Source organism: Melissospora conviva (genome assembly GCF_049523535.1).
GTDB classification, from domain to species: Bacteria; Actinomycetota; Actinomycetes; order Mycobacteriales; family Micromonosporaceae; genus Melissospora; species Melissospora conviva.
The window spans coordinates 290347-308412 of record NZ_JBLLDT010000001.1 but is presented as its reverse complement, the minus strand read 5'-3'; the positions used below and the strand labels follow the sequence as shown (position 1 = coordinate 308412).

General features: G+C 71.2%; 18 protein-coding genes. 3 read left to right on the top strand and 15 right to left on the bottom strand.

The annotated features are described in order from the left end of the window. Positions 1-64: 64 nt before the first annotated feature. Complete coding sequence (locus ACK8GG_RS01595; RefSeq protein ID WP_440348619.1) at positions 65-520, bottom strand: Lrp/AsnC family transcriptional regulator; 456 nt, start codon at positions 518-520, stop codon at positions 65-67. 254 nt (positions 521-774) lie between these two features. Here ACK8GG_RS01595 and ACK8GG_RS01590 point away from each other — a divergent pair, with 254 nt between their 5' ends. Next, the gene (locus ACK8GG_RS01590) at positions 775-1041 is read left to right on the top strand and encodes a BldC family transcriptional regulator (protein ID WP_440348620.1); all 267 of its coding nucleotides are present in this window, start codon (positions 775-777) and stop codon (positions 1039-1041) included. Positions 1042-1053: 12 nt separating this feature from the next. Here ACK8GG_RS01590 and ACK8GG_RS01585 read toward each other — a convergent pair whose 3' ends face one another. After that, on the bottom strand, positions 1054-1689 hold the full coding sequence (locus tag ACK8GG_RS01585) for a UbiX family flavin prenyltransferase (RefSeq protein WP_440354369.1): 636 nt from the start codon (positions 1687-1689) through the stop codon (positions 1054-1056). Between the two features lie 166 nt (positions 1690-1855). On the opposite strand from ACK8GG_RS01585, the gene ACK8GG_RS01580 reads away from it, so the two are divergent. Next, positions 1856-2818, top strand: coding sequence for a terpene synthase family protein (locus tag ACK8GG_RS01580; protein WP_440355341.1), 963 nt, complete (start codon positions 1856-1858; stop codon positions 2816-2818). Between the two features lie 15 nt (positions 2819-2833). Here ACK8GG_RS01580 and ACK8GG_RS01575 read toward each other — a convergent pair whose 3' ends face one another. From ACK8GG_RS01575 to hemL, 11 genes are all read right to left on the bottom strand, one after another. Continuing rightward, the gene (locus ACK8GG_RS01575) at positions 2834-3826 is read right to left on the bottom strand and encodes a DUF1648 domain-containing protein (RefSeq protein ID WP_440355340.1); all 993 of its coding nucleotides are present in this window, start codon (positions 3824-3826) and stop codon (positions 2834-2836) included. Then, positions 3823-4179: a GntR family transcriptional regulator gene (locus tag ACK8GG_RS01570; protein ID WP_440355339.1), complete on the bottom strand. Its 357-nt coding sequence runs from the start codon at positions 4177-4179 to the stop codon at positions 3823-3825. Before ACK8GG_RS01570 ends, ACK8GG_RS01575 begins: the two co-directional genes overlap by 4 nt. A gap of 107 nt (positions 4180-4286) precedes the next feature. Further along, on the bottom strand, positions 4287-5198 hold the full coding sequence (gene mqnP / locus ACK8GG_RS01565; protein ID WP_440355338.1) for a menaquinone biosynthesis prenyltransferase MqnP: 912 nt from the start codon (positions 5196-5198) through the stop codon (positions 4287-4289). Beyond that, entirely contained in the window at positions 5198-6658 is a 1461-nt protein-coding gene (locus tag ACK8GG_RS01560; protein WP_440355337.1) for a menaquinone biosynthesis decarboxylase, read from the bottom strand. The genes mqnP and ACK8GG_RS01560 overlap by 1 nt, the downstream gene beginning before the upstream one ends. A 108-nt stretch (positions 6659-6766) precedes the next feature. Next, the gene (locus ACK8GG_RS01555) at positions 6767-8248 is read right to left on the bottom strand and encodes an AAA family ATPase (RefSeq protein ID WP_440354375.1); all 1482 of its coding nucleotides are present in this window, start codon (positions 8246-8248) and stop codon (positions 6767-6769) included. 64 nt (positions 8249-8312) lie between these two features. After that, positions 8313-9281, bottom strand: a complete 969-nt coding sequence (gene ccsB, locus ACK8GG_RS01550) for a c-type cytochrome biogenesis protein CcsB (RefSeq protein ID WP_440355336.1) — start codon at positions 9279-9281, stop codon at positions 8313-8315. Continuing rightward, on the bottom strand, positions 9281-11029 hold the full coding sequence (gene resB / locus ACK8GG_RS01545; protein WP_440355335.1) for a cytochrome c biogenesis protein ResB: 1749 nt from the start codon (positions 11027-11029) through the stop codon (positions 9281-9283). Before resB ends, ccsB begins: the two co-directional genes overlap by 1 nt. After that, positions 11029-11853 (bottom strand): cytochrome c biogenesis CcdA family protein, encoded by an 825-nt coding sequence (locus ACK8GG_RS01540; RefSeq protein WP_440354378.1) that lies wholly within the window; start codon positions 11851-11853, stop codon positions 11029-11031. The genes resB and ACK8GG_RS01540 overlap by 1 nt, the downstream gene beginning before the upstream one ends. Next, a complete protein-coding gene (locus tag ACK8GG_RS01535) occupies positions 11853-12428 on the bottom strand; it encodes a TlpA family protein disulfide reductase (RefSeq protein WP_440348631.1) in 576 nt (191 codons plus the stop codon). The genes ACK8GG_RS01540 and ACK8GG_RS01535 overlap by 1 nt, the downstream gene beginning before the upstream one ends. Then, entirely contained in the window at positions 12428-13075 is a 648-nt protein-coding gene (locus ACK8GG_RS01530; RefSeq protein WP_440348632.1) for a histidine phosphatase family protein, read from the bottom strand. The genes ACK8GG_RS01535 and ACK8GG_RS01530 overlap by 1 nt, the downstream gene beginning before the upstream one ends. A gap of 43 nt (positions 13076-13118) precedes the next feature. Beyond that, entirely contained in the window at positions 13119-14453 is a 1335-nt protein-coding gene (gene hemL / locus ACK8GG_RS01525; RefSeq protein WP_440354379.1) for a glutamate-1-semialdehyde 2,1-aminomutase, read from the bottom strand. Between the two features lie 119 nt (positions 14454-14572). Here hemL and ACK8GG_RS01520 point away from each other — a divergent pair, with 119 nt between their 5' ends. Then, positions 14573-14905, top strand: a complete 333-nt coding sequence (locus ACK8GG_RS01520; protein ID WP_440348634.1) for an STAS domain-containing protein — start codon at positions 14573-14575, stop codon at positions 14903-14905. 15 nt (positions 14906-14920) lie between these two features. On the opposite strand, the gene ACK8GG_RS01515 is transcribed toward ACK8GG_RS01520, so the two are convergent. Both ACK8GG_RS01515 and ACK8GG_RS01510 read right to left on the bottom strand, forming a co-directional pair. Continuing rightward, a complete protein-coding gene (locus tag ACK8GG_RS01515) occupies positions 14921-15475 on the bottom strand; it encodes a response regulator (protein ID WP_440348635.1) in 555 nt (184 codons plus the stop codon). Beyond that, the coding region (locus tag ACK8GG_RS01510) for an ATP-binding protein (protein WP_440355334.1) at positions 15472-18066 on the bottom strand (2595 nt) is incomplete at its 5' end. The genes ACK8GG_RS01510 and ACK8GG_RS01515, both read right to left, overlap by 4 nt.

Below are 18066 nucleotides of genomic sequence, written 5' to 3'. Positions count from 1 at the left end.
GCTGAACGTAACGCGCCGGCCGGCGACAGCGGGCGGCGGGTACGGATATGCGGCGCGGGTGGGCTCACTGCCCGGGGTGCAGCGGCTGCGGCCGGTTCTCCCACTTGGTCGACAGGGCGATGCTGGTCCGGGTCGAGGCGACCCCGGGGATGCGGCCGAGCTGCACGATCAGCCGTTCAAGCTCGCCGATGGTGCTCACCCGGGCCTTGAGCAGGAACGACTCGACCCCGGCCATGAAATAGCAGGATTCGATCTCCGGCAGGACCCGGAAAGCCTCCAGCAGGTCGTCGGTGTCGGCGTTGGAGTCCTCGACGACCCCGATCAGCGCGGTGACCCCGAGCCCGACCTTTTCCGGTTCGACCTCGGCCCGGTAGCCGCGGATCACCCCACCGGTCTCCAGCTTGCCGACCCGGTCGTGCACCGACGGCGAGGAGAGCCCCACCTGACGGGCGAGTTCGGCGTACGAGAGGCGGGCGTTGCCGCGGAGCAGCTCCACGAGAGCGAGGTCGATGGCATCCACGAGGAAGAACCTTTGCGAAATGGGGCGTAACGCCCAACCGGGAGCGGGAGTTGAACGCAGCGACAAGTACCGACGCTACGGTCCAAGCCGCCCGTGAAGTCTAGCCAACCTGCCCACTCGTGGTTTTTTCGCGTTTGCCGGACACGCCCTTTCTCCTGCGTTGTAATTGCCGTACGTCCCTTAAGACGGCTCTGAGCTCGCACCAGCCGGGGCAGTGTGATCAGCCGGGGGCTTCGTCGACGCGAGGAGGGGCTGTGGACACTGGAGATCGCCTGCTGACGCCGGGAGAAGTCGCGGCGTTGTTCCGGGTCGATCCGAAGACCGTCACCCGTTGGGCTGCGGCCGGACGGATCGGCAGTATCCGGACGCCAGGCGGACACCGCCGGTTCCGCGAATCCGAGGTACGTGCCCTGCTGGAGGGCGAGGGGATGCTGGACGAGGCCGAGGGCCTGGCGAACCAGCCCCGCAACACCGGCCCGAATCAGGGTGTGCCGGGACAGGGCAACAGCGGTCCGTACTGAGACCGCGGCCGGTCATCGCGAGCGGTGGCCGGCGCCCAGGTCTCCGCTCCAGCGACGAAACAGGTCATGCTCGACACCGAGCGCGTCGAGGACCTTTCCGGCCACGAAGTCGACGAGCTGCGCCCCGCTCGCCGCCGCGCCCGCACCGTAGAAGCCCGGACTTGCGGGGAGCACCACCGCGCCGGCGTCGTGCAGGGCGATCAGATGCTCCAGGTGGCTGCGGGTAACCGGCGTCTCCCGGGGCACCACGACCACCCGGCGCCGTTCCTTGAGGTTGACCTCGGCGGCCCGCTGGAGCAGATCCTTGGACAACCCGATGGCGATGCCCGCGCACGCCGCCGTGCTGGCGGGCACCACGGCCATGCCCCGGACCGGGTACGACCCGCTGCTCGGCCCGGCCGCCAGATCACCGGCCGCCCAGTGCCGCACGTCGGCCCCGCTCAGGTCCCGGCCGAGCCAGTCGGTGAGGTCCCGCTCCCAGTGCCCGTCGCGGAACGGTCGTCCGGTCTCGTCCATGATCGTCAGCCGGGCGGCCCGGGAGACCACCAGGTCCACCGCCTCGCCCGCGTCGAGCAGGCCGCGGATCACCGCCGCCGCGTAGGGGGTTCCGGACGCGCCGGAGACCCCCACCACCCATGGCTCACGCATCCCCCCAGCCTGCCTGGTCGCGGCCGGCCCCGTGGCACCACCCCCCGTACCGGCCACCACCGCAGCGTCCCACCAGCTCGACCCGGGGCATCGCCGCGGCTGAATTTCTGCCATGCTCCCCCGGGACGATCACCACTGTGGAGCGACCGGAGGGGTGGTGCGGCGGATGACCGTGGCGCACGCGCGGACGCTACGCACCGAATGCCCGCTGCCCGTACGGTGCTCGCCGCACAGTGAGGCAACCCAGGAGTGGCTCTCCGGCTGGGTTCGCCGCTTCGACCTGCCGCTGGACCCGGCCGCCCTGCGTCGCCTCGACGCCGCCGGTTTCGCCTGGTACGCCGGGCGCCTCTACCCGGACGCCTCCGCCGCCGACCTGCGTACGATCGCGGCGCTCTGGACCTGGTTCTTCCTGCTCGACGACGCCTGCGACGGACCGCAGCGGGCGACCGGCGAGGAGGTCGCCGCGCTCCGGGCGGGAGTGCTGCGGGTGCTGCGAGCCGGTCCGCGCAGCCGCCCCGCCGGATTCCAGGGGCCGCTGCGCCGGATGCTGGTCGACGCCTGGCGGGTGCCGAGGTCACGGATGCCGCAGCAGTGGCAGGAGCGCTTCGCCGACGCGGTCGCCCATCACCTGGAGGGCAACCGGGTGGAGGCGGTCAACAAGACCCGGGGCTACGCGCCGCCGGTCGCCGAGTACGTCGCCCTGCGGCGCGCGACCTCCGCCGCGTACGTCTCGTACACGATGATCGAGTTCGCGACCGGGCACGTGCTGCCGGACGCGGTCTACCACCATCCGGCGCTGCGGGCGCTGGCGGCGACCGGCAACGACCTGCTCTCGTGGTTCAACGACCTGGTGTCGCTGGAGAACGACCGGATCACCTCGGGCGGGCACAACCTGGTCCTGGCGATCGCCCGCGAACAGCGGATCCCGGTCGACCGCGCGGTGGAGACGGCGCTGACGCGCTGGCGGGCGGGGATGCGGCGCTTCATGGAGCTGCGCGCGCGGATGCCCTCCTTCGGCCCGGAACTGGACGCGGCGGTGTCGGCACACGTCGAGGGGATCGCCTGTTCGGTGCGGGGCACGGTCGACTGGTCGCTGGAGAGCGCCCGGTACGCCGTACCCCAGCGCTGACGACGGCGCGCCGCGTCAGCCGCGGTTGCGGTCGGCGAGGGTGTTGAGCAGGGCCGCCGCGGTGGCGGCGTCGTCGACGGTGACGACGATCGAACGCCCGCCGGTCCGCTCGACGAGCAGCCCCTCGCCCTTGCGCAGGACGATGCCGACCCGGCCACCACGGCCGACCCGCCAGCCCCACCCACCGAACTGCCGCAGCGGGTTGACCGGGACGACGTCGGCACGGAGCACCTCGTCGACGGGGACCCGGGTGCGCGGCCAGCCGAGCGCGGAGCGGACCGTCAGCCCGTCGGCGTCGACCCGGACCACGAAGGAGAGCATCGCCGCCATCAGCGCGGCCAGCAGCGCCGGCACCACCAGCATGACCCACATGCCGCCGAGCACCGCGAGCACGACCAGCAGGACCGTCACGCCGACCCCGATGCCGATGCCGGGGCCGCCGTCGACCCGGCCGATCCAGCTGGCCCGTTCCGCGGTGCCCAGCGGCACCCGGGGGGCGTCGTCCGCGACAGGCACGGCGGCGGGCTGGGGCGGGTCGCCGGGGACCAGCAGAGCGACCAGCACCGCGGGGATGAGCGCGCCGACGAGCGCACCGACGATCACGACGTCGACGCTGCCGGCGTCCCGGGCGTCGGTGAGTCCGCGCTGCACGGCGAAGGTGCCGAGTTGCAGGACCGCCACGAAGAGACCGGCCCAGATGGTGGCGCCGGCGGAGACCCGGCGGTTGAGCGCGGACTGGCCGAGAAAGGCCGTCAGCGCGCCGAAGCCGGCCACCATCGCGACACCGAGCCCGGTCGTCAGCGCCAGTAGCGCCCCGAATGAGCCGAAGGAGTCGGGGTTGCCGTTGACGTTCCAGTGCGTGGCGACCCGCTCCGGCAGGTCACCGCGCCAGGACCAGCTGATCAGGGCCGCGACGGCGACGACGAGCAGGCCGACGGCGGTGACGGCGACGGCCGTACGGCGCGTCCGGCGCTCGGCGACCGCTTCCGGGGTGAGGGCGCGGGTCATTTCTGGAACGCCTCCTTCAGCAGTGTGGCGGTGGCCTCCGGGGAGAGGTGCGCGGCGCGGGCGGCGCGCACCACCTCGTCGATCGCGGCCAGCAGGGGGGTGTGGTCGGCCGCCGGGCGGGCGGTGACGATCGCACCCCGGCCGCGGCGAAGCTCGATCAGCCCTTCGTCGCGGAGCACCTGGTAGGCCCGGAGCACGGTGTGCACGTTCAGGTCGAGCGAGGCGGCGAGTTCCCGGGCGGCGGGGAGCCGCTCGCCGGGGTGCAGCTCACCTCGGGCCACCGCGAGGTGGACCTGGGTGACGAGCTGGGTGAAGAGCGGCTCGTCCGCGGTGGAGTCGATGCGGAAAAGCATGGCTTTAGCTTACTTGTTCTAGTGGTACTAGAACAAGTTGCCGGGCCCCGGGTACGCGAAACGGCGGCGGGCCACTGCCCGCCGCCGTTCTCCGCATACCGTCCGCGCTAGGGGCGCAGGCCCAGCCGTACCACCAGGTCCAGCAGCGCGAAGACGAAGAGCGCGATGCCGACGAATCCGTTGGCGGTGAAGAACGCCCGGTTCACCTTCGACAGGTCCGTCGGGGTGACCACCAGGTGCTGGTAGCCGAAGGCGACCGCGGTCAGCGCCAGCCCCACCCACCAGAGCCAGCCGAAACCGATCAGCAGGCCGAACCAGACGTAGAGCGCGAAGGTCACCACGTGCGCGACCGTCGAGGCGTGCAGCGCGAACCGCAGCCCGTACCGGGCCGGGACGCTGTGCACCCCGATCTGCCGGTCGACGTCGACGTCCTGGCAGGCGTAGATCAGGTCGAAGCCGCCGATCCAGAGCCCGACCGCGATCCCGAGCAGCCACGCCGGCCCGGAGCCGGTCAGGGTGCCGGTGACCGCCAGCCAGGCGCCGACCGGGCCGACCGCCTGCGCCACGCCGAGGATCGCGTGCGGCCAGTTCGTGAAGCGCTTGCCGTACGGATAGACGATCAGCGGGATCACCGCGAGCGGCGCCAGCCAGAGGCAGAGCGGGTTGAGCAGCGCGGCAGCGGCGAGGAAGACCGCCAGCGCGACCACCGCACCGGTCCAGGCCGTCCGCACACTCACCGCCCCGGTCACCAGCTCCCGCCCGGCGGTACGCGGGTTCCGCGCGTCGATCTGCCGGTCCAGGATCCGGTTGGCGGCCATCGCGAACGTCCGCGCCCCGACCATCGCCACGGTGATCAGCAGCAGGTCGAGCCAGCGGACCCGCCCGCCGTTGACCTGCATGGCGGTCAGCGCCGACAGGTACGCGAACGGCAGCGCGAAGACCGAGTGCTCGATGGCGACCAGCTTCAGGAACGCCTTCACCCGGCCCGGCTTCTCGACCGGCGCGTCGACGACAGCCATCAGATGCCGTACTCCTTCCAGCGCTTGTCGACCAGCGAGACGACCTCGGGCGACATGTTCATCGACTCGGGCCAGTCGCGGTGGTAGCCCTCCTCGGGGAGCTTGCGGGTGGCGTCCACGCCCGCCTTGCCACCCCAGAACTGCTGGTACGAGGCGTGGTCGAGGTGGTCGACCGGCCCCTCGGTGACCATCAGGTCGCGGGCGTAGTCGACGTTGCCGAAGGCCCGGAAGGCGACCTCGTTGTAGTCGTGCACGTCGCAGTCCTCGTCGACGATCACGATCAGCTTGGTCAGCGACATCATGTGCGCGCCCCAGATCGCGTTCATCACCTTCTGGGCGTGCTTCGGGTAACGCTTGCGGATCGAGACGATCGCGCAGTTGTGGAAGACCCCGGCCGCGGGCAGGTTGTAGTCGACGATGTCCGGGATCAGGAAGCGCAGCAGCGGCGCGAAGATCCGCTCGGTCGCCTTGCCGAGGCCGTGGTCCTCCTGCGGCGGCTGGGACGTGACGATCGAGTGGTAGACCGGGTCGCGCTGCATCGTCATGCACTCGATGTGCATCACCGGGAAGGGCTCCACCGGCGTGTAGAAGCCGGTGTGGTCGCCGAAGGGACCCTCCGGCAGCCGCTCGCCCGGCTCGATGTAGCCCTCCAGGATGATCTGGGCGCTGGCCGGCACCTGCAGCGGCACGGTCAGGCAGTCGACCATCTCGACCCGCTCACCGGCGAGGAACCCCGCGAAGAGGTACTCGTCGATATCGGCCGGCAGCGGCGCGCTCGCCGAGTAGGCGACCACCGGGTCGGCGCCGATCGCGATCGCCACCGGCAGCCGCTGGCCGAGGCGCTCGGCGACCGCGTGGTGGGCGGTGGAGTTCTTGTGGATCTGCCAGTGCATGCCGATGCTGTTGCGCGAGTGCTGCTGCAGCCGGTACAGACCCAGGTTGCGCTTGCCGGTCTCCGGGTGCTTGGTGTGGGTCAGCCCGAAGTTGTGGAAGATCCCGCCGTCACCGGGCCAGACCTGCAGCCCCGGCAGCCGGTTCAGGTCCACGTCGTCGCCGCGGTAGACAACCTGCTGGCAGGGGGCGGTCTTGACCTTCTTCGGCGGCATCGACTTGAGCTGCATGACCTTGCCGAGGCCGCCCATCATCCCCGAGAAGCCCTGCGGCAGCTCCGGCTTGAGCATCTCGCCGATCCGGGCGCCGATCTCGTCGAGGTTGCCCACCCCGAGCGCCATCGCCATCCGCTTCTCGGTGCCGAAGAGGTTGATCGCCACCGGCATCTCGCCCCGGGTGGGGCGCTCGAAGAGCAGCGCCGGGCCACCCGCCCGCACCGTACGCGTGACGATCTCGCTGATCTCCAGCGTCGGATCGACCGGGGCGCTGATCCGGGTGAGTTCACCCGCGCGCTCCAGTGCGGCGAGGAAGTCCTTCAGGTCGGTGTAGGGAAAACCACGAGCGGCCATGCCCCCCAGTCTCCCCCACCAACCTGAACCTCCCCCCACCCGGCCCACTCCAGGCCGGTCAGTGCCCCGAGCAGAGCCGTTCAGCACCCGCGCAACCAGAGAGCTGCCCTAGTTTCCCGAGTAGAGCCGTACGGGGTCGACGAGCACGACGTCCGATCGCTGCTCGGCGAGGCGGCGGAGTTCGTCGGTGAAGCCCTTTCCGCCGGCGAGCAGCAGCCGGGTCTGCGCCGTCTCCAGGCCGGGGCGGCCGGCGAGCAGTTCCCGGGCCCGAACGAGCCGTTCGAGTTCGGCGACACCGGGAGTACGACCCCACTTGACCTCGCCGATGGCGAGCAGTGGACGGGGCCCGTCCCCGAACGGCGGTTCACCGAGCGCGACGAGGTCGAGTTCCTGACTGGTCCGGCTGACAGGGTCCGTGATCACGGCGGCGCTCGCCTCGGCGACGATGCCGCCGAACGTCTCGGGCGCGGCGAAGCGCAGCGCCCACTGCCGTACGGTCTCCTCGAAGCCGGGCCCGAGCACGGCGCTGGCGTAGCGGCGCTGTGAGCGCCGCCAGACGTCGGCGCTGCGGCGCTGCTCCAGTGCCGTCCAGGCGGGGCGCATGACCGCCTGATAAAAGGTGATCAAGGGTTCGGCGATGCGGTAGCGGCTGCGGCCGCTGCGCAGCGGGTCCGGGTCGCGGACCACCAGACCGGCGTCCTCCAGCACGGTGAGGGGGTGCTGGATGTCGGTGGCCTTACGGCCGATGAAACCGGCGATCCCACCGCGGGTGGCGTTGCCTTCCGCAACTGCTGCCAGCACCGAATGGTAGAGCGCCGGGTCCCGCAGGTCGGGGTCTTCGGCGAGCAGATACCGCGCCTCACGGAAGAGGGGACGGGCCGGGTTGAGGACGGCCCGCACCACCCAGTCGTCGAAGTCGTCCGGGCCGTCCGGGCTGTCGTCCTGCACGTATTCGCGCCGGTAGGCGGGAGTTCCACCGACGATGGCGAAGACCTGGGCGGCGAGGACCGGGTCCTCGATGCCCCAGAAGGACGCCGCGGCCCGGTAGTCCAGGGGAGCTACCGGCAGTTCCAGCCCGGCGCGTCCCCGCAGCGGGGCCGAGCCGGCGAGCAGACCACCCATGAAGGAGAGCGCCGAGCCACAGAGCAGCAGCCGGGCACGCGACTCCACCCGTTCCGGCCGGCCGGGGGTCAGGGCGTGCTGGATGACCGATGGCAGGTCCCGGCTCGCCCGCGCCAGGTACGGGAACTCGTCGATCACGACCGTGACCGGCCGGTCGCGGCCAAGCGCCAGCAGCGCGTCCACAGCGTGTGACCAGTCCGCCAGGTGCAGCGGCCCCGCCGCGCCCGTGTACTCGCCGAGCGCCGCACCGAGCCGCCGCAATGAATCGACCGGGGTCGCCTCGGTAGCCCCGAAGTAGAAGCCGCCGGTGGCCTTCGCGAGTTCGTACAGGAGCAGGGTCTTGCCCTGTCGGCGGCGGCCGCTGACCACGCCGAGCGTGGCGCCCTGACGGACGTCGGTGGCGAACCGGCTCAGCTCCGCCCACTCGACGTCCCGGTCGAAGATCTCCGCCGGTTTGGTCAGCTCCATGCGCACCTCAAAATGTAGGACCACACTTCTTATAAGTGTAGTCCTACATTTTGCGGTGGTGGGCTCAGTCGATGTCGGCGTAGGAGTGCAGGCCCTCGAAGAACATGTTGACGCCGAAGAGGTTCATCAGCATCGTGGCGAAGCCGAAGACGGCGATCCAGACCACCACGTTGCGCTTGACGCTCGGCGTCGCGCGGGCGTGCAGGTAACCGGCGTAGATCACCCAGGAGATGAACGACCAGGTCTCCTTCGGATCCCAGCCCCACGGCCGGCCCCAGGCCGCCTCGGCCCAGACCGCCCCGGCGATCACACCGAAGGTGAAGAGCGGGAACGCGAAGGCGTGCAGGCCGAAGGTGAGCCGCTCCAGCGACGCCGCCGCCGGCAGCCGCCGGGCCAGCGTGTACGGGAAGCTGCGCCGCCCGTCCTCGTAGCCGGCGCGCATCAGGTACGTCAGCGCCGGCACCACCCCGAGCAGGAAGAGCCCCGAGGCGAAGACGACGGTCGAGACGTGGATCTGGAACCAGTACGACTGCAGCGCCGGCATCAGCGGCACCACCTCGACGTAGAGCACCAGCTCCGCGACGGCGAGCAGCAGCACCATCACCAGCGTCACGAAGAGGCCGAGCTTGCGCACCTCCGGGTGCCGCCAGAGCAGCACCAGCCAGCCGACCACGCCGACGAAGGAGAGGGTCAGCACGAACTCGTACATGTTGCCCCAGGGCATGCGCTCGGCGGCGATTCCCCGGGTGACGGTCGCGGCGCCGTGCACCAGCGTCGCCAGCACGGTGACCACGACGGCGAGGCGCCCGGCGATGCGGATCGCCGGGCTCGGACCGCGGGGCGCGAGCGGGGTCGCGACGGGCGGTTCACCCGCGACGCCGCCGGCACCCGTGGCGGCACCCACCAGCTCCCGCTCGGGCGCGGCCTTGCGGGCCGGAGCCGGCGCGAGGGCGTACTCGGCGGCGTGGCAGATCATCGCCACCAGATACACCAGGATCGCGATCGCGACCAGCTGGTCGGAGAGTGCGGCCATCACGTGGTCCCTTCTGGCGCGCCGGCGCGGCGTGCCGCCCCGGCGCTGTCGTCCTTCGTCGCGTGCTCCGTTGTCGCCTCGTCCGTAGCCGCGTTCTTGCCAGTCTCAGCCGCCGGAGCCCGGTCTGCGCCCGTTTCGGCGCTTCGCTCGCCGCCGATCGCCGCGATGATCTCGGCGAACTCGTCGGCGAAGCCGGGATAGTCGGTCCGGGGCAGGCCCCCGGCGGCGATCAACCTACTACCGGTTGTCGTGGCGGCGCTCGCCGCCTCCCCACCAGTTGTCGGACCCTGCGCGGGCGCCAACCGGAACCAGATCCGGCGCCGCTTGCCGAAGAGCGAACCCATCAGGCCGATCAGCAGGGTCGCCGAGCTGACCAGCAGCAGCGTCGTTCCCGGATCGTGCCGCGCCGAGATCGTGATGTACGGCCTGGTGCCGAGGAACTCCAGCGTGGTGCCGTCGTCCAGGGTCCAGGTCTCCCCGGGGGCCAGCAGCTTGCCGTTGCCGATCTGGGTCAGCCGGCCGGCCTGCACCTGCGTCTGGTCGATGCTGTAGACCGAGCCCGGGATGCCCGAGTCCAGGCCGAGATTCCCCTGGTACGCGATCAGGAAGATCGCCGGGTTGTTCTGCTCCGGGAACTGCGAGCTGACCGCGATGTCGGCGTCCTCGGGCGCGGTCGGCATGTAGATGCCCTCGAAAGCGATCTGCAGCGCCTCGTCGCGCTTGCCGGTGTCGGGGTCGAAGTTGGCGTCCGGGAAGATCGCCACGCCCTCGCTTGTCAGGTTCCCGTCCTGCGCCAGGAAGGCGTCGTCGGAGGTCTGGCTGCGGCCGTACCGGTCGGTGTAGCGCAGCACCGGCGCGTAGCCGTGGCCGAGCAGGTGCACGTTGGCGTCGTCCAGGCGCAGCGGCGAGTTGACCGAGAACTTCTCGGTCCGGGGGGCCGCGTCGCCCTCGACCACGGTGACGGTGGCGGTGTACTGCTCCGGCATGCCGGTGGGCAGGAAGCGGGCCTCGAAGTCGTCCAGGGTCAGGCAGAACTTCGGCAGCCCGGCGTCGTCGACCTGCGGGCCGATGTCCGCCTCGACGTACTGCTGGCGGGTGTTGCAGTAGCTGTTCTCCTCGCCGGCGACGAGCAGCCGGTTGCCCTGCCAGCCGTACCAGGAGCCGAGCGCGACGCCGATGAGCACGGCGATCAGCGAGAAGTGGAAGAGCAGGTTGCCGGTCTCCTTGAGGTAGCCCTTCTCGGCGGACACCTCGTCGCCGCGGACCGCCACCCGCCAGCGCCGCTTGCGCAGCACCGCGGCGATCGCCGCGGCGTCGGTCCCGGCGACCAGCTCGGTGTGCTGCGGCAGCCGCTCCAGCCGCTTCGGCGCCGCCGGCAGCGGGGCGCGCAGCGCGCGGACGTGATCGCGCAGCCGCGGCACGATGCAGCCGATCAACGAGATGAACAGCAGCAGGTAGATCGCGGAGAACCAGACCGAGGAGAAGACCTCGAAGGCGCCGATGCGGTCCAGCACCGGACCCCATTCGGGGTACTCCCGGAAGAAGTCGTTGACGTCCTCCGGGTTGACCCCGCGCTGCGGCAGCACCGAGCCGGGGATCGCCGCCACCGCCAGCAGGAAGAGCAGCACCAGGGCCGTCCGCATGCTCGTCAGCTGCCGCCAGGAGTTGCGCAGCAGCGCCACCACCGGGTTCGCCCGGCGCGGGCGTGGCGGCTGCGGGTCGGTGACCCGGTCCTCGACGAGTGCCATCAGATACTCACCTCACCGACGCCGAAGGTCGTCCGCAGCCAGATCACGAAATCGCCCCAGCCGCCGGTGACCAGCGCCAGGCCGATCAGCACCAGCAGCACGCCGCCGATGCGGGTCACCCAGCGGCTGTGCCGGCGTACCGCCCGGAAGACGCCGAGCAGCCGGTGGAAGGCCAGCCCGAAGACCACGAACGGCAGGCCGAGACCGATGCAGTACGCCACGGCGAGCACCACGGCGCGGTCGTTCTGCCCGCCCACGGCGGCCATGCCGATCACCGCCGCCAGGGTCGGGCCGACGCAGGGCACCCAGCTCAGCGCGAAGACCGCGCCGAAGACCGGCGCCCCGATCAACCCGGCCGAGGGGAGCTTGCGGATGCGGAACTCCCGCTGCAGACCCGGGATGACGCCGACGAAGGCGAGCCCGAGCGCGATGATCAGCACGCCGACGCCGACCTCCAGCGCCCGGCTGTTGCTCAGCATCGACTTGCCGAGGCTGGTGAAGATGACCACGGTGGTGGTGAAGACGACGGTGAACCCGGCGATGAAGAGCAGCGTGCCGGCGAGCACCCGCCCCTTGACGGCGAGCACGCCGCGCCGGGGCGTGGTCCGCTCGGCGACCGTGACCGCGCCGCCGCCCGCGCCGGGAGCCGCGTCACTGCGCCCCTCCAGGTCCGCGCCGGCCAGCCCGGTGACGTACGACAGGTAGCCGGGGACCAGCGGCAGCACACACGGGGAGAGGAAACTGACCAGGCCGGCCAGCGCCGCCGCCCCGATGGCGAGCAGCAGCGGGCCGCTGGTCACCGCGGCGGAGAAGGCCTCGCCCATCAGTCCGGCCCGTTCGCGCCGCTGGACTCGGCGGCGACCCGCTCGACGTACGGCAGGAAGGTCTCCTGCTGGACCGCGCCGCGGATCACCACGGCGACCCGTCCCTCCCGGTCGAGCACGATCGTCGCCGGGATGCTGTTCGGGGCGATGTCGAAGGCGAGCGCCAGCCGGCTCGGCGGGTCGAAGAGGCTCGGGTAGGTGACGCGCCCCTCCTCGAAGGCGAGCGCCTTGTCCCGGGAGTCCTGGATGTTGATGCCCATGAAGCGCACCCCGGAGTCCCGGGTGGCGAGGTGGACAGCTTCCAGGTCGTCGGCCTCGGCCCGGCAGGGCGCACACCACGAACCCCAGAAGTTCAGCACCACGACGTTGCCGCGCTCCTGCGTCACGTCCCAGGTCCCGGATTCGTCGAGCAGGTCACCGGCGAGCGCCGGGGCCGCCGAGCGCTGCTGCGGGGAGCAGACGATGGCGCCCTGCTCGTCGGTTCCGCACTCCTGCTCCCGGTTGCCCGTGCAGCCGGCCAGGGCCAGCGCCATCACACCGGCGAGCAGACCCGCCAGGACCCGAGGCGTACGCATCAGGCGCCCTTGGCCTGCTGGGCGCCGGGCGAGAGCGCGACCAGGTGGGCGGCGGGCTCGGAGTACGCCACTCCGGTGATCTTGGAGCCTTCGAAGTGGAACGAGGTGAGGCTCGCCAGGCCGCACTGCCGCCGCCGCGGGTCGTGCCAGAGCTTCTTGCGTTCGACGTGGCGGCGCAGCGTCCAGATCGGCAGCTGGTGCGAGACGCAGACCGCCTCGTGCCCCTCGGCCGCGGCGCGGGCGGCCTGGATCGCGGCGAACATCCGCTCGGCGATCTGCTGGTAGGGCTCACCCCAGGAGGGGGTCACCGGGTCGCGCAGCACCCACCAGTTGCGCGGGTCGCGCAGCGCGCCGTCGCCGACGGCGACCCGCTTGCCCTCGAAGAAGTTGGCGCTCTCGATCAGCCGCTCGTCGGCGGCGACCGGGAGCCCGAACTGGGCGGCGAACGGCTCGGCGGTCTGCTGCGCCCGCTCCAGCGGGCTCGCCACGAGGTGCACGATGTCGCGGCCGGCCAGCTCCTCGGCGGCGGCCTTGGCCATCTGCACGCCCAGCTCCGAGAGGCGGTAACCGGGCAGCCGGCCGTAGAGGATCTTTTCGGGGTTGTGCACCTCGCCGTGCCGCAGCACGTGGACCACCGTCTTGCTCACGCCGTCGCCTTCCTCCGGGCTGTGCGGCGGGGGCGCCGCGAAATCATGTGCCGCACTCCTGGGCCGCCGCCCGCGCCGCCACCGGCAGCGCCGCGGCGATCCGCGCCAGCGCCTCGTCGTCGATCGCCGTGGAGACGAACCAGGCCTCGAAGGCGCTCGGCGGCAGATAGACCCCGTGGGAGAGCATGGCGTGGAAGAACGCCTTGAAGGCCGGCACGTGCTGGGTGCGGGCCGCGTCGTAATCGGCCACGTCGGCGTCGGTGAAGAAGATCGAGAACATGTTGCCGGCGGTGGAGAGCCGGTGCGGCACCCCGGCCGCGCTCAGCGCCTCGACCGCCAGCTGGCGCACCTGCCCGGAGATCCGGTCCAGGGTGCGGTAGACCTCGTCGTCGGCGAGCCGGAGCGTGGCCAGCCCCGCGGCGCAGGCCAGCGGGTTACCGGAGAGGGTGCCGGCCTGATAGACCGGGCCCGCCGGGGCGAGCTTCGACATCACGTCGGTACGGCCGCCGAAGGCCGCCGCGGGCAGGCCGCCGCCCATCACCTTGCCGAAGGTGACGATGTCGGCGTCGACCGGGTCCAGGCCGAGCCAGCCGGAACGGGAGACCCGGAAGCCGGTCATCACCTCGTCGACGATCAGCAGCGCGCCGTTGGCGTGGGCGATCCGGGCGAGCGCCTGGTTGAAGCCGTCCCGGGGGGCGACGACGCCCATGTTCCCGGCGGCCGCCTCGGTGATCACCGCGGCGATCTCGCCGCCCTGGGCGGCGAAGGCCGCCTCCACGGCGGCGATGTCGTTGTACGGCAGCACGATGGTCTCGCTCGCCGCCGCGCCGGTGACGCCGGGCGAGTCGGGCAGCCCGAAGGTCGCCACCCCGGAGCCCGCCGCGGCGAGCAGCGCGTCGGAGTGGCCGTGGTAGCAGCCGGCGAACTTGATGATCCTGGATCGGCCGGTGAAGCCGCGGGCCAGCCGGATCGCCGACATCACCGCCTCGGTGCCGGAGTTGACAAGGCGTACCTGCTCGACCGGGGTCCGCGCGACGATCTCGGCAGCCAGCTCCACCTCCCCCGGCGTGGGGGTGCCGAAGCTCGTGCCGAGCGCCGCGGCGGCCTGCACCGCCCCGACCACCTCGGGATGGGCGTGCCCCAGGATCAGTGGACCCCAGGAGCAGACCAGGTCCACGTAGCGGCGGTCGTCGGCGTCGAAGAGCCAGGGGCCTGCGCCCCGGACCATGAAACGCGGGGAACCACCGACCGCGCCGAAGGCGCGCACCGGCGAATTGACCCCGCCGGGCACGATGGCGCGGGCGCGGTCGAACAGGGCCTCGGAGGCGGGTGCGGCAGCGGGGTACGGCTGCTCACCGGCAGGATACGTATCGCTCACGATGAGGCCATTGTGTCAACCCTGCCGATCGGGTGCCGCGCCACCCCTGCGCCGGTTAACCACCTCACCCAGCTTTTCCACAGGAAGCCGGAACATCGAGATCGCGCTAGGCTGACCGGGTGCATCGTGCCGAGCTGTCCATCCACGCGCAGCGGACGGCCGACGAGGCGGTGCTCAGCCTCGCCGGTGAGATCGACATGCTCACTGCCGCGCGACTGTCGGCCTCCGTCGCCGAAGTCCTCGTCACCCCGCCCCCGCGGATCGTGCTCGACATGGCCGACGTGACATTCTGCGACTCGCAGGGGCTCGGCACCCTGGTGGTGCTCACCCGCAACGCCAGCCGCGCCCGCAGCCTGCTGATCCTGACCAACGTCGGGGACTTCCTGCTGCGGGTGCTGGACATCACCGGGCTGCGGCAGGCGCTGACCATCCGCAACGAACCGCTCGCCTGACGCCGGGCGCCGGCGTCAGGACGTCGCACCCCAGCGCACCTGCTCCAGCAGGTCCACCGCCCGGTCCCGGGCGTCCGGGTCGTCCGACCGCAGCATCGCGGTGGCCTCGTCGACCGCGCCGCTGAGCGTCTGATACCTCTGCTCCTGCTCCCGCGCCAGGTCCGACTGCGCCGCCAGCTGCCGGGTCTTGACCCACAGGTCGAGAAATACCGACACCTTGGCGCGCAGCACCCAGGGATCGAAGGGCTTGGTGAGGTAGTCGACCGCGCCGACGGCGTACCCGCGCAGCGCCAGCTGGGCGTCCCGGTCGGCGGCGGTGAGGAAGATGATCGGAATGTGCCGGGTCCGTTCCCGCCGCTTGATGTGCGCGGCGGTCTCGAAGCCGTCCATGTCCGGCATCTGCGCGTCCAGCAGGATCACCGCGAAGTCGTCCACCAGCAGCTGCTTGAGCGCCGCCTCGCCGCTCTCCACCGCGACGGACCTGACCGGCAGGCCCTGCAGGATCGCCTCCAGCGCCATCAGGTTCTCCCGCCGGTCGTCGACCAGCAGTGCCTTCGCCAGCTCGGTCACCGGTTGTCCTCCGCTCCGTCGTCCATCCAGGACGCCATCAGTTCGATCAGTTCGTCCAGATCGACAGGTTTGGTGATGTAGTCGCTCGCGCCCGCGTCGATCGCCGACTCCCGGTCACCGGGCATCGCCTTCGCCGTCAGAAAGACGATCGGCAGCTCGGCGAAGCGGTGGTTGCGCCGGATGGAGCGGGTCGTCTCGTACCCGTCCTGGTCGGGCATCATCGCGTCCATCAGCACGATCCGCACCTCCGGATGCTCGGCGAGCAGCCGTACGCCGTCGACGCCGTTGTCGGCGTAGAGCACCGTCATGCCGTGCAGCTCCAGGGCGCTGGTGAGCGCGAAGACGTTGCGGACGTCGTCGTCGACGATCAGCACGGTCGCCCCGTCGAGCCGCCGCGCCGAGGCGGGGACCTGCCGGTCCTTCTCGTCGGGCACCGGGCGCAGCATCGGCGGCGTCTCGGGCTGCGTCGGCACCGACGGCAGGGCGGCCGGGCGCGGGGTCGGCGGCGCCACGGCCGGCATCGGGGGCAGCACCGCGTTGAGCACGTCCGGCACGTACAGGGTGAAGGTCGAGCCCTGCCCGGGCACCGAGGTGACAGCGATGGTGCCGCCGAGCAGCCGGGCCAGGTCGCGGCTGATGGACAACCCCAGGCCGGTGCCGCCGTAGCGGCGGCTGGTGGTGCCGTCGGCCTGCTGGAACGCCTCGAAGATCAGCGAGAGCTTGTCGTCGGAGATGCCGATCCCGGTGTCGGCGACGGAGAAGGCGATCACCCGCCGGGCGGTGGCCAGCGCCGGCACGTCGAAGAAGGCGTGCTGCGGCGCCGGGCCGATGCGCAGCGTCACCGACCCCTGATCGGTGAACTTCATCGCGTTGGAGAGCAGGTTGCGCAGGATCTGCTGCAGGCGCTGCGCGTCGGTGACGAGGAACTCCGGCAGGTCGTCGGCGACCTCGACCTGCAGCCCGAGCCCCTTCTCCTCGGCCTGCGGCACGAACACCTGCTCCACGTACGAGCGGATGTCGGAGAAGCGGACCTCGATCGGCTCGACGTCCATCCGGCCGGCCTCGATCTTGGACAGGTCCAGGATGTCGTCGATGAGCCGCAGCAGGTCCGAGCCGGCGCCGTAGATGGTCCGGGCGAACTCGGTCTGCTTCGGGGTCAGGTTCTGCTCCGAGTTCTCGGCGAGCAGCCGGGCCAGCAGCAGCAGCGAATTCAGCGGGGTGCGCAGCTCGTGGCTCATGTTCGCCAGGAACTCCGACTTGTACGCCGAGGCGCGGCTGAGCTGCTGCGCCTTCTCCTCGAGGCCGATGCGGGCGAGTTCGATCTCGCGGTTCTTGACCTCGATGTTGCCCTTCTGGGCGGAGAGCAGCTGGGCCTTCTCCTCCAGTTCGGTGTTGGTCCGCTGCAGCTCGGCCGACTGCTCCTGCATCTCCCGGGCCAGCCGCTGCGACTGGGTCAGCAGCTCCTCCGTACGCCGGTTGGCCTGGATGGTGTTGACGGCGATGCCGATGGTGAGCACCAACCGCTCGAGGAAGGCGATGTGCAGCTCGGAGAAGGGGGTGATGCTCGCGAACTCGATCACGCCGAGCAGTTCGCCCTCGAAGAGGACCGGGAGCACCACGTGGTCGTTCGGCGGCATCTCGATCAGCCCGGAGCGCAGCGTCAACGGTCCCGCCTCGCCGCCGCCGGTGCGCAGGGTGCGCCGGGAGAGCGCCGTCTGGCCGACCAGCCCCTCGCCGACGGCGAAGGTGACGTCCTGGTCGGTCGAGGGGTAGCCGTACGCGGCGGTGAGCCGCAGCTGCTCGCTGCTCTCCGCCAGGTCGGCGAGGAAGAAGGCCCCGAGCTGGGCGTCGACGAGCGGGGTGACCTCCAGCATGATCATGCGGCAGACCTCGCCGAGGTCGCGCTGTCCCTGGAGCAGACCGCCGATGCGGGCCAGGTTGGAGTCGAGCCAACCCTGCTCGGCGTTCTTCTGGGTCGTCTCCCGCAGGGTGACAATCATCTGGTTGATGTTGTCCTTCAGCTCGGCGACCTCGCCGCGCGCCTGGACGCTGATCTGCTGGGTCAGGTCGCCGCGGGTGACCGAGGTGGAGACCTCGGCGATCGCCCGCAGCTGGGTGGTGAGGGTGGAGGCGAGCTGGTTGACGTTCTCGGTGAGGTCGCGCCAGGTCCCCGAGACGCCCTTGACCTGCGCCTGACCACCGAGCTGGCCTTCGAAGCCGACCTCGCGGGCCACCCGGGTCACCTCGTCGGCGAACGACGACAGCTGGTCGACCATCGTGTTGACGGTGTTCTTCAGCTCCAGGATCTCGCCCTGCGCGTCGACGGTGATCTTCTGCGACAGGTCACCCTTCGCCACCGCGGTGGTGACCGAGGCGATGTTGCGGACCTGCGACGTCAGGTTCGACGCCATCGAGTTCACGTTGTCGGTCAGGTCGCGCCAGGTGCCCGAGACGCCCTTGACCTGCGCCTGACCACCCAGCTTGCCCTCGGTGCCCACCTCGCGGGCCACCCGCGTCACCTCGTCGGCGAACGACGACAGCTGGTCGACCATCGTGTTGACGGTGTTCTTCAGCTCCAGGATCTCGCCCTG